Source organism: Pseudomonas sp. rhizo66 (assembly GCF_031931925.1).
In the GTDB taxonomy this organism is placed as follows: domain Bacteria; phylum Pseudomonadota; class Gammaproteobacteria; order Pseudomonadales; family Pseudomonadaceae; genus Aquipseudomonas.
The window spans coordinates 26,896-38,190 of record NZ_JAUJWZ010000016.1; the positions used below are offsets into that span (position 1 = coordinate 26,896).

Below are 11,295 nucleotides of genomic sequence, written 5' to 3' on the forward strand. Positions count from 1 at the left end.
AGCGTAGGGTCACGCTTTCTGGACAGCGTAACAGCCACTCAGTAGCATTCGACCCCAACGGATTTTCCCTTCGCACGTCGTCAGACGTGGAACGCTCAAGGAATCGACATGCGCGACACTCCCAATGACCCGCAACGAACGGTCGTGACCCTGGTCAACGGCGAGATTCACTGTGAAACCCAGATCAGTTTCAGTTCCATGTCGCTGGTCGATGGCGAAATTCGGGTGCATCGTGCTGAAGGCAATCAGCTAGACGTTGCGGTGCCGGGGGCGGACTTCGCTTTGCGCTTTGATCTGGATGGAGTGCAGAAAATACCGGTGGCGCAGCAGACACCGGTCGAGCCGGACGAACCGGTACCTGCCGATGACAACTTGAAGTTATTCACCTCGAAGACTGTGTGGATCACCCTCGGGCTGTGGTTCTTCGTCAGTCTGGTTTTCGGTTGGCTGGGGATTGTGGCGGCAGGCGGATATGTTGGTTACCGCTGGCGTCAGGTGGCAAAGCGCAAGAAACCGTTGGCCAAGGCAGCCGTCGTTGAAACCGTGCCCCGTTCCGGCTCGGGGATGTCACGGGAAAGCGTGCGCAACGCATTGGCCCGCAAGCGTTAATACGGCGCAGATCAAATACAAAAAAGGGGGGCCTGATCATCGATCAGGCCCCCCTTTTTTGTTATCGCTCAGTCAGATCAATGCATCTTGCTGTGATCGTGACCTTCCATGTTGGTCAGCGAGCGAACCGGCGCTTTGACCTCGATGATTTCTTTCTCGCCCTTGGCGTTTTCCACGGTCAGGGTCAGCGGCACAGTTTCGCCTTCCTTGAGCTGGCCGTTCAGGCCCATCAGCATCACGTGATAGCCGTTCGGATCAAGCTTGACGGCTTTGCCGGCCGGCAGCTCGACGAACTTCACCGGGCCCATGCTCATGACGTCGTTTTTCATGGTCATTTCGTGGATCTGCACGTCTTTGGCCGCTGGCGTCGCGACGCTGAGCAACTTGCTGTCGCTCTCGGCGGTGAGGGTCATGAACGCGCCGCTGGCGGACTGGGTCGGCACGGTGGCACGGACCCAGGCGTCGTCGACCTTGGTCGCTGCGGTCGCCTGGAACGCCAGGCCCAGCAGAGACAGACCGATGACAGCGCGTTTGATGTGGTTCAGCACAGGTTGCATCAGCAAACCTCCATAACAGTAAGCAAATCTTCCGTGCATTGTTCTGCCGAAAGCGAGGTGGACAGACCCAGGCGCAAGCCGCCGTTGGAGTCGTAAACGTAACTGGTGGCGGTGTGCGAGATGGTGTACGTGTCGCCGGCCGGGACTTTCTCGTAGAACACGTCGAATTCCTTGGCCGTGGCCGCGGTTTCCTCGAGCGTGCCGTACAGCGCAACGAACGTCGGGTCGAAGGCTTTCATGTAGGCGTCGAGGATTTGCGGGGTGTCGCGCTCGGGATCGAGGGTGATGAAGATCACCTGCAAGCGATCACCATCGGCGCCCATCAGCTTCTTGATTTTCGCCGCGCGGGCGAGGGTGGTCGGGCAGACTGCCGGGCACTGGGTGAAGCCGAAGAAGACCATCGGCATCATGCCGCGAAAGCTCGACAGCGTCATGGTTTCGCCATCGGTGTTCTTCAGTTTGAAGGTGCGCCCCATGATCTTGTTACTCAGATCCTTGCCGTACTTGTACGACAGTTGGCCACGGGTGTCGCAGCCGGCGAGCAGGCCTAGCCCGAGCACGCCCATTCCCGCAAGCACCTTGCGGCGAGTCAACAAAGCCGTCATCTAATACCGCCTTTTGCAGCCCGTCAGTCAGCAGGACTGGCGGGGGGTTAACCGTAAAAGCGGCGCATGATACCAAACTGAAGGCAGGCGCCGGCCACGGATCGCCGCACGGCGCAGGATCGAGCGACAAAAGGTGTAAGAAAAAGTGACCGCAGCTTACTGCGCGCGTGATTCAGCGGCGCTCCAGCCCCCGCCCAGCGCGGTGTAAAGGTTGACCTCGGCGACCAGTTGCGCGAGGCGATCGGTGATCAGGCCTTGCTGCGAACTGAACAGCGAACGTTGCGCATCGAGGAACGTCAGGCTGCTGTCGACGCCATTCTGATAGCGGTTCTGCGCCAGGTTGTAATACGTCTGCGTGGCTGCGACGAGATCGCGCTGCGCCTGCAATTGCTGCTGATACGTCGTGCGTGCGGCGAGGCCGTCGGCGACTTCCTGAAACGCGGTCTGGATCGACTTTTCGTATTCGGCCACCGCGACATCTTTCTGTAGCTTCGAATAATCCAGGCTGGCGCGCAGGCTGCCGGCGTTGAAAATCGGCAGGTTGATCTGCGGCTGAAAGGTCCAGGCGCCAGAGCCGCCGCCGAACAGTCCGGACAGATCGCGACTCGACGTGCCGGCATTCGCCGTCAGGCTGACACTGGGGAAAAACGCCGCCCGCGCCGCGCCGATATTGGCGTTGGCGGCTTTGAGTTTGTACTCCGCCTGAAGGATGTCCGGACGCCGTTGCAGCAGATCCGACGGCAGCCCGGCGGGCAGTTGCCGGACCAGATCACTGGCCAGTGGACGCGCGGGCAGCGACTCGGGCACCGGCGCGCCAACCAGCAAGGTCAGGCTGTTCAAGTCCTGAGCGACTTGACGCTGATAGCGCGCCAGATTGGCCCGGGAACTGTCGACGCTGGTCTTCGCCTGTGCCTGCTCCAGCGCCGACGATTTGCCGGCCTCACGGTTGCGGGTGGTCAAGTGCAGGCTCTGTTCATCGGCGGCAAGAGTGTCGCGAGTCAGTTCCAGCAGTTCCTGATCGGCGCGCCAGGTCAGGTAGGCGTTGGCGACGTTGGCCACCAGACTCAGCTCGGCACTGCGCCGTGCCTCTTCAGTCGAGAGCCAGGTCTGCAAGGCTTCTTCGCTGAGGCTGCGCACGCGGCCGAAGAAATCCAGCTCATAAGCGCTGATGCCGAGGTTGACCGAGTACGTCGAATTGATCAGCGCTTTGCCTTGGGTCACGCTCGGCGGCATGCGCTGGCGCAGTTCATTGGCATTGACCGACACCGCCGGCAGCAGGTCGGCGCGCTGAATGCGGTATTGCGCCTGGAAGGCTTCGACATTGAGTGCGGCCACGCGCAGGTCGCGGTTGTTGATCAGGGCGCTGTTGATCAGCTGTTGCAGCGCCGGGTCATTGAACAGCGTGCGCCAGTCATCGCTGCTCGTTGCAGCCTGTGTCGCTGTCGGATACTGCGCGGCGGAGGGTGAAGCGGGGCGCTGATATTCGGGAATCAATGAACAACCGCCCATCAGCACCGCGATGGACAGCAGGGAAAGTCGCAACGTCAACATCGAACTGCCTCATGCATATAAAGAGCGTTGTGCTCAGGCCCCGGCCATCCATTTCGCCAGACCATGGCGACCACTGACCCCGAGTTTGGCCGTGGCGCGTTTCAGGTACGTCTCGATCGAGCTGTTCTTGACCCGCAGCTTTTCCGCCATTTGCGGCACGGTGCTGCCGGTCAGCAGGCCCAGGCAGACTTCTTTCTCGCGCACCGACAAGGCGATGTCGCTCAATGCCAAGCGCTCATCGAACACCTGCGGCAGCGGCGCCTGATCCAGTTCGGCCAACGGCTGGCGCGGTTGTCGGGCGAGGATTTGCCGACTGATCTGCGCGTGACGTTCAATCAGCGGCAGCAGGGTGTCGGACAGGCTCTTGAGAAACGATAACTCCGGCAGGGAAAACACCCGTTGGGTATGCGGTCGGTAAAACGAAATCACGCAACGACGGTTGGACGTGCGCGAAACCAGATTGCATTGATGGGCGCTGTGTTGCGGATGGCGAGGCTGGAGTGAGGCTCTCAGTTGAATCAGCAATGAGTCGTTCATCTCGATCATCTTCTGCAACAGCGGATGATCGTCGGGGCTTTCCAGCAGGTCGGGTGGGGCACAGGTCTGAGTCAGACCGGCGCTGCCCAGAGGCTTGATATCGACCACGCTGGCCTGACGTTCGTCCAGCGTCCATTCACTCAGGTCCACGCGGTTGACCGGCACCAGGGTGTCGACCAACTGGAACATGTTCGTGGCGAAGTGATCATCGCCGGTGCTGGCAATCAACTCACCCAGTTGCCAATAGAAATGCGGGTTTTCCATATTGCGAATACTGCCGGTCAGATTCATATCCTTGTCATCCCTGGTTCAGAACCCTCACTGAATCGTCTGCCGTCTATGCAAAAGCCGCCCACGCCGTCGTTTCTCCTTGAACACGATCTGGAGCGGAATTTAAGCCCATGGATTTGTCCTACGTCTGTAGGGGAAAACAGGGACACAAAGTGCCACTATTTCTGAATATTGGCGCCGGGGTTCTGACGGAGTCGAACACAGGTGAGTACGCATCCGTGACTGACTGGTCACGCCAACGCCCCGGAAATCCACGGGTTGCTGACTTCTGACGTTCAGCAGCCGGGCAAATGGCGGCGCTGGAGTGTGGTTTTTTTCCTACAAGCTTTTCAGTATTTCCTCTCCGAACTTTTAGGCATTGCCTGCGATAAACACGCCCGCAATGTCAGACAGGCGCATCAGAGCGTCGTGGTTGTCCGGGTTTCACGTGTCATGTCGGTGGCGGGGCCGATGCTTGAATACCGGCAAAATTTCATGAGATGGATCTTATGCAGCCTACTTCTGCCAACGTGGCGGACGATGTGTCCGTGCCTGTCGAGACTTTTGCGCTGACTGCCGCCCAACGGGATATCTGGCTGGATCAACTGAGCCGCGGAGATTCGCCGCTGTACAACATTGGCGGTTACGTCGAACTGAGCGGGCCGCTGGATCCGGCATTGCTGCATTCGGCGCTTGAGTCCCTGGTGGCGGCGAATGATGCCTTGCGCATTGTGCTGCTCGCAGACGTGGGTCACGACGGGCTGCCGTTGCAAGGGTTTGCGCAGTCACTGCCGGTGGCCATGCCGCTGCATGATCTCAGCGGACAACCCGATTCACAGGCAGCGGCCCGGACGCTGGTTGCAGCGCAGATGTCGCAGGCCTTTGTGTTGAGCGGGCACGCGTTGTTCCGCTTCAGCCTGATTCGCCTTGATCAGCAGCGTCACTGGCTGGCGGCGCAGGCCCATCACTTGATCATCGATGGCTGGGCATTCGCGCTGCTGTTCAAGTCGGTGGGCGACATCTACAGCGCGTTGTGCCGTGGCGAGCCCCCGCGTGTGGCGGCACCGTCGTATGTCGGCTTTATCGAAGATGACGCGCGCTACCATCAGTCACTCCGCTATGAAGTCGATCAACGCTACTGGCTGGACAAGTACCGTAGCCTGCCTGAGCCCTTGTTGATTCCCCGCCATCGCGAATCCCACAACGCTGAAACAGCGCCAAGTCGCATCCACGTCGAGGCTTTTTCAGCCGTGCTGCACCAGCGCATGAAGGACTGCGCGCGGCAACTCGGCGGTTCGGCCTTTCACGTGTTGCTGGCCGCGCTGCATGTGTATTTCAGTCGCAGCGGGCAACGTGACGAGTGGGTGGTTGGCTTGCCGATTCTCAATCGCTGCGGTGCCCGCTTCAAAGGTACGTTGGGGTTGTTTACCCAGGTCAGTGCAATGCGCATGGGCTTTGGCCGAGCGTTGTCATTCGCTGAATTGATCAAGGCGATCGGCGCTGACCTGAAGCAGGATTTCCGCCATCAACGCTACCCGCTGAGCGAGATGAACCGCGCGCTGGGCCTGTTGCGTGAAGACCGTGCGCAACTGTTCGAGCTGTCGGTGTCCTACGAGCAGGATGACTATAACTACCGTTACGGTGAGGCGTCGGGGCACTCGGTCAAGGTCTCCAACCAGCACGAGGCGACACCGCTGGCCATTCACCTGCGCAGTAACCGTTACACCGACAAGGCCTGGTTGCATTTGGTGTACTCGCCGGCCTATTTCACCGCTGACGAGATCACGGCGTTGACCGAGCGCTTGTCGCTGATTCTGCAGCAAGGCCTGGAATGTCCGACACTGGCGATCGCCGATTTCAACCTTAATAGCCCGGCAGAGCTGGCCCTGCTCAATGAGTGGAACGACACCCGGGTCAGTTATCCGCAAGGCCGACTGATTCATCAGCGCTTCGAATCGCGAGTAGACCAACAACCGGACGCCGTGGTCGCGACGTATCAGGGACGAACCCTGAGTTATGCCGAGCTGAACCGGCAAGCCAACGCGCTGGCCCACCATCTGATCGGCCTCGGCGTGCGCCCTGATGATCGTGTGGCGATCGTTGCCCGCCGGGGGCTGGAAACGTTGGTCGGGCTGCTGGCGATTCTCAAGGCGGGCGCCGCTTATGTGCCGATTGACCCGGCGCATCCGCCCGAGCGCCTGAGTTATCTGCTCAGCGACAGTGCGCCGGTGGCGCTGCTGACGCAAAGCGATCTGCGTGATCGTTTGTCCGCCACGGCGCTGCCGGTGATCGAGCTGGATCGGTGCGAGTGGTCGCTCGACAACGTGAACGATCCCGACGTGTCGGGGTTGAACACCTGCCACCTCGCTTATGTGATTTACACCTCCGGCTCCACCGGGTTGCCCAAAGGCGTGATGGTCGAGCACCGCACGTTGGGCAATCTGGTCGACTGGCATTGTGCGGCGTTTGGGCTTGGCCACGGGCAGCACACGTCGAGCCTCGCCGGGTTCGGGTTTGACGCGATGGCGTGGGAGGTGTGGCCGGCGCTGTGTGCCGGGGCGACGGTGCATTTTGCGCCCGCAAGCGAAGGCAGCGAAGACATCGATGCGCTGCTCGCCTGGTGGCGGGCGCAGCCGCTGGACGTCAGTTTCCTGCCTACGCCGGTCGCCGAATACGCCTTCAGCAAACAACTCGATCACCCGACCTTGCGCACCTTGCTGATCGGCGGTGATCGTCTGCGCCAGTTCAACCGCGCGCAGTCTTTTGCGGTGGTCAACAACTATGGCCCGACCGAAGCCACGGTGGTCGCCACTTCGGGGCTGATCACCCCGGGGCAGGCGTTGCACATCGGCAAACCTGTGAGCAATGCCACGGCTTACCTGCTCGATGATCAGCAGCGCCCGGTGCCGATCGGCATCATCGGCGAGTTGTATGTCGGTGGCGCCGGGGTCGCTCGGGGCTATCTGAATCGCCCGGAATTGACCGCCGAACGCTTTCTCGACGACCCGTTCAGTGCGCAGCCGGATGCGCGCATGTACCGCACCGGCGACCTTGCCCGTTGGCGTGCTGACGGCAATCTTGAGTACATCGGTCGCAATGATGATCAGGTGAAAGTCCGTGGTGTGCGCGTCGAACTGGGCGAAATCGAGGCGGCACTGGCCAGCCATGACGCGGTGCAGGAAGCCGTGGTGCTGGTGCGCGACGGCCAACTGTTGGCGTGGTTCACCGAGCGTGAAACGCTGGACATCCTGCAACTGCACGCGCACCTGACCTCGCGTTTGCCAGCCGCCATGCTGCCGGCCGCCTACATCCGCCTGACGACGTTGCCGCTGACCGCCAACGGCAAGCTCGATCGCCAGGCCTTGCCGGCACCGGGGCCGGAAGCGCTGATTCGTCGGCAGTACGAGGCGCCACAAGGTGACGTCGAAATCGCCCTGGCGCAGATCTGGGCCGAGGTTTTACAGGTTGAGCGGGTAGGGCGCCACGACCATTTCTTTGAACTGGGCGGCCATTCCTTGCTGGCCGTGGGCCTGATCGAACGCATGCGCCAGATCGGCATGAACAGCGATGTTCGCGTGCTGTTCAGCCAACCGACACTGGCCGCGTTGGCGGCAGCGGAGGGCAGCGGCCGCGAAGTCGAAGTGCCGGCCAATCGCATCCCGGACGATTGCACGCACATCACTCCCGACCTGTTGCCGCTGGTGCAACTGGATCAAACGATGATCGAGCGTATCGTCGCGACCGTGCCGGGCGGCGCTGCCAATGTGCAGGACATCTACCCGCTGGCGCCGTTGCAGGAAGGCATTCTCTATCACCACATCACCGCTGCGCAGGGCGATCCGTATCTGCTGCAATCACTGCTGGCGTTCGACAGCCTCGAACGGGTCGAGGCCTTCGCCGTGGCGCTGCGTCAGGTCATGGCGCGGCACGACATCTTGCGTACGGCGGTGGTCTGGGAAGGGCTGACGGCGCCAGTGCAGGTGGTGTGGCGCGAGGCGATTCTGCCGGTGCAAGCGGTCGAACTGGATCCTGCCCACGGCGCGATCCTCGATCAATTGCACGCGCGCTTCGATGCGCGGCGCTATCGCCTGGATGTCAGTCAGGCACCGCTGCTGCGCCTGATGTATGCCCCTGACCCCGCACATGGCCGCGTGGTGGGCATCTTGCTGTTCCATCATTTGGCGATGGATCACATTGCGCTGGAGGCGATGCGCGAAGAAATTCACGCCAGCCTGTCCGGGCACGGCGAACCGCTGGCCGCGCCAGTGCCGTACCGCAACTATGTGGCGCAGACGCGCCTGGGCGTCAGCGAGCAGGAGCATGAAGCGTTCTTCCGGCAGATGCTCGCCGACATCGACGAGCCGACCTTGCCGTTCGCTTTGCAGAATGTGCAGGGCGACGGCAGCAACATCCAGGAGGCCGAGCAAACGCTGGCGAGCGATCTGTATCAGCGCCTGCAGCAGCAGGCGCGCCTGGCGGGCGTGAGCATCGCCAGCCTGATTCACCTCGCCTGGGCGCAAGTATTGGCGGCGACCTCGGCGCAGCAAAGTGTCGTATTCGGCACCGTGCTGATGGGGCGCATGCAGGGCGGCGCCGGTGCCGACCGGGCGCTGGGGGTATTCATCAACACCTTGCCGCTGCGGGTCGATGTCGGCGAGCGCGCGCGCGCAGCGGTGAAATCCACCCACGCCCGCCTCACCGCGTTACTCGCTCATGAACACGCGTCATTGGCGCTGGCCCAGCGTTGCAGCGGCGTTGCTGCGCCAGCGCCGCTGTTCAGCGCCTTGCTCAACTACCGGCACAGCGATGACGCCGAGCAAACAACCTCCCGGCAAACCTGGCAGGGCATCGAGACCCTGGCCAACGAGGAACGGACCAATTACCCGTTTACCCTAAGTGTCGATGACCTCGGCACGGGTTTGCGCTTGACTACCCGAACCCTGTCGAGCATCGGCGCGCAGCGAATTTGCACTTATGTGCAGTCAGCCCTGAAGGGCTTGGTCGCGGCGCTGGAAACCGAGCCGCAGCAGCCGGTGAATCGCCTGCCGCTGTTGCCGCAAGAAGAACTGCAACGGCTGTTGATCGAGTTCAACGCCAGCGCCGTCGACTGCCCGATGGAGCAGCCACTGCAGGCGCTGTTCGAACAGCAGGTGCGGCGCAAACCGAATGCCATCGCCGTGCAGTTTGCCGAACAGCGCCTGAGCTATCGCGAGTTGAACGAGCAGGCCAACCGCTTGGCCCATCATCTGCGCGGGCTTGGTGTAAAGCCGGATTCGCGAGTCGCGATCTGCGTCGAGCGCGGGCCTGAGCTGGTGATCGGTCTGCTGGGCATTCTCAAGGCTGGCGGTGCTTATGTGCCGCTCGATCCGGATTATCCGCTGCAACGCCTGAACTACATGTTGCAAGACAGCACGCCGGTCGCGCTGCTGGTGCATGGCGCGACGCGTGATCTGCTTGGCGAACCCGGCGTGCCGCTGATTGACCTCGACCTCGGTACCTGGCAGGACCAGCCGCACGACAATCCGCAGGTGCCGGGCCTCGGCGCGACGAACCTGGCTTACATGATCTACACCTCCGGCTCCACCGGCACGCCGAAGGGCGTGATGATCGAGCACCGCAGCGCCTGCAACATGGTGCATTGGGGCTCGCAGCTTGCGCCGCCCACCGAGCATGGGGCGTTGCTGCAAAAGGCGCCGTACAGTTTCGACAGTTCGGTGTGGGAGATCTTCTGGCCGCTGTGCTCGGGCATGCGCCTGGTGCTGGCGCGGGCCGATGGCAACCGCGATTCGGCGTATGTCACGCAAGTGATCCGCGAGCAGCACATAACCGTGGTCAAGTTCGTGCCGGCGTTGTTGCAGCAGTTCATTGAACAGGACGATGTCAGTCAGTGCACCAGCCTCACCGACGTGCTCAACGGCGGCGGCGAACTGACCGTCGCCTTGGCCCGGCAAGTGCGCGAACGCCTGCCGTGGGTGCGCCTGCATAACGTCTACGGGCCGACCGAAACCACGGTCGACAGCAGCGGCTGGACCCTGGAACCCGGCGCGCCGGTGCCGCAGAGCGTGGTGCCGATCGGCAAGGCCTTGAGCAACACGCGGCTGTACGTCCTCGATGCGTTTGATCAGCCAGTGCCGTTTGGCGTCAGTGGGCATTTGCACATTGGCGGAGTGGGGGTGGCGCGCGGGTATCTCGGATTGCCGGAACTGCAAGCCGAGCGCTTTATCGACAGTCCGTTCGTGGCAGGTGATCGCTTGTATCGCACCGGTGATCTGGTGCGTTACGGCGCTGATGGCAATCTTGTTTTCCTCGGGCGCAATGACTTTCAGGTCAAGTTGCGCGGGGTACGCCTTGAGCTGGGCGAGATTGAAGCGCGCCTGCTGGAACACCCGGCCATCCGCGAGGCGGTGGTGCTGGTGCGCGATGAGCGACTGGTGGCGTATTACACCCTGCGTACCGGGCTGACTGCACCGACGCTTGAGGCCTTGCGAGCGCATGTACTGGCGCAGTTGCCGGAATTCATGGTGCCCGGTGCCTACGTGATGCTGGCCGCATTGCCGTTGACACCTAACGACAAAATCGACCGCAAGGCCTTGCCGGAGCCGGGGGCGGAGGCGCTGCTCAGCCGTCCTTACGAGGCCCCGGAAGGCGACGTGGAAACGGCCTTGGCGCAGATCTGGGCGCAGGTGCTCAAAGTCGAGCAGGTGGGCCGGCATGACAACTTCTTCGAGCTGGGCGGGCATTCGCTGTTGGCGGTCAGTCTGGTGGCGCGCATGCGTCTGGCCGGCCTGCATGTCGACGCGCGCACGCTGTTCAGCCAGCCGACGCTGGCCGCGCTGGCTGCACAGACCTCGCGGCAGGCCAAGCGGGTCGAAATCGCCCAGACCACCATCCCGAGCCTCAACCGTAAACGCCGGCTCTGACGGCGACCACAAACCCTGTAGGAGCTGCCGAAGGCTGCGATCTGTTGATCTTGTTTTTAAAAGCAAAATCAAAAGATCGCAGCCTTCGGCAGCTCCTACAGAGACGAACAGCGGGCACGGCAGCTTGTCCCCGCTTCCCATGTCAGACACCCACGCCCCGATGTTTTAGTTTTTCCAGGCTGCGCGCCGCGTGCACGGACTCGCTGCTGCGCGCTCTTTTTTTCCGTATTTACAGCAGGTTACCTC

General features: G+C 61.9%; 6 protein-coding genes. 2 read left to right on the top strand and 4 right to left on the bottom strand.

Annotated elements, in window-relative coordinates:
* Positions 1 to 108 precede the first annotated feature (108 nt).
* Complete coding sequence (locus tag QZR14_RS19090; RefSeq protein ID WP_250604601.1) at positions 109 to 609, top strand: hypothetical protein; 501 nt, start codon at positions 109 to 111, stop codon at positions 607 to 609.
* Positions 610 to 686: 77 nt separating this feature from the next.
* On the opposite strand, the gene QZR14_RS19095 is transcribed toward QZR14_RS19090, so the two are convergent.
* The 4 genes from QZR14_RS19095 to QZR14_RS19110 form a co-directional block, all read right to left on the bottom strand.
* Positions 687 to 1,166: a copper chaperone PCu(A)C gene (locus tag QZR14_RS19095; RefSeq protein ID WP_311997408.1), complete on the bottom strand. Its 480-nt coding sequence runs from the start codon at positions 1,164 to 1,166 to the stop codon at positions 687 to 689.
* Positions 1,166 to 1,771, bottom strand: a complete 606-nt coding sequence (locus QZR14_RS19100; RefSeq protein WP_250604605.1) for an SCO family protein — start codon at positions 1,769 to 1,771, stop codon at positions 1,166 to 1,168. Before QZR14_RS19100 ends, QZR14_RS19095 begins: the two co-directional genes overlap by 1 nt.
* Positions 1,772 to 1,927: 156 nt before the next feature.
* The gene (locus QZR14_RS19105; RefSeq protein ID WP_311997409.1) at positions 1,928 to 3,322 is read right to left on the bottom strand and encodes an efflux transporter outer membrane subunit; all 1,395 of its coding nucleotides are present in this window, start codon (positions 3,320 to 3,322) and stop codon (positions 1,928 to 1,930) included.
* A gap of 33 nt (positions 3,323 to 3,355) precedes the next feature.
* Positions 3,356 to 4,150 (bottom strand): helix-turn-helix transcriptional regulator, encoded by a 795-nt coding sequence (locus QZR14_RS19110; RefSeq protein WP_311997410.1) that lies wholly within the window; start codon positions 4,148 to 4,150, stop codon positions 3,356 to 3,358.
* A gap of 488 nt (positions 4,151 to 4,638) precedes the next feature.
* Here QZR14_RS19110 and QZR14_RS19115 point away from each other — a divergent pair, with 488 nt between their 5' ends.
* On the top strand, positions 4,639 to 11,049 hold the full coding sequence (locus QZR14_RS19115) for a non-ribosomal peptide synthetase (protein WP_311997411.1): 6,411 nt from the start codon (positions 4,639 to 4,641) through the stop codon (positions 11,047 to 11,049).
* Positions 11,050 to 11,295: the final 246 nt, after the last annotated feature.

What these genes read in the sequence shown, in the direction of transcription:
- QZR14_RS19105 (WP_311997409.1), bottom strand. Translation starts at nt 3,322, where the DNA reads ATGTTGACGTTGCGACTTTCCCTGCTGTCCATCGCGGTGCTGATGGGC.
- QZR14_RS19090 (WP_250604601.1), top strand. Translation starts at nt 109, where the DNA reads ATGCGCGACACTCCCAATGACCCGCAACGAACGGTCGTGACCCTGGTC.
- QZR14_RS19110 (WP_311997410.1), bottom strand. Translation starts at nt 4,150, where the DNA reads ATGAATCTGACCGGCAGTATTCGCAATATGGAAAACCCGCATTTCTAT.
- QZR14_RS19095 (WP_311997408.1), bottom strand. Translation starts at nt 1,166, where the DNA reads ATGCAACCTGTGCTGAACCACATCAAACGCGCTGTCATCGGTCTGTCT.
- QZR14_RS19100 (WP_250604605.1), bottom strand. Translation starts at nt 1,771, where the DNA reads ATGACGGCTTTGTTGACTCGCCGCAAGGTGCTTGCGGGAATGGGCGTG.
- QZR14_RS19115 (WP_311997411.1), top strand. Translation starts at nt 4,639, where the DNA reads ATGCAGCCTACTTCTGCCAACGTGGCGGACGATGTGTCCGTGCCTGTC.